Raw genomic sequence first — 240 nt, forward strand, 5'->3', positions numbered from 1 at the left:
GTTTTCCACCGGATCGGATTCGTCGATCGGCGCAATGTCCACCAGGTGCAACAGCACGCGGCAACGCTCCAGGTGTTTCAGGAAGCGAATGCCCAGGCCCGCGCCTTCGGAGGCGCCCTCGATCAGCCCCGGAATGTCGGCGACCACAAAGCTCTGCTCGTGGTCCATGCGCACCACGCCCAGGCTTGGCACCAGCGTGGTAAACGGATAATCGGCCACCTTCGGCTTGGCGGCGGACAC

The 240-nt window shown here is 64.2% G+C and carries 1 protein-coding gene; it reads right to left on the bottom strand.

The annotated features are described in order from the left end of the window. Positions 1 to 240, bottom strand: a 240-nt coding sequence (locus AC4IFT_RS22610) for a GTPase (protein ID WP_490752995.1), incomplete at both ends; no start/stop codon positions are given.

The sequence above is a fragment of the Providencia sp. UF-183 genome (genome assembly GCF_058246155.1).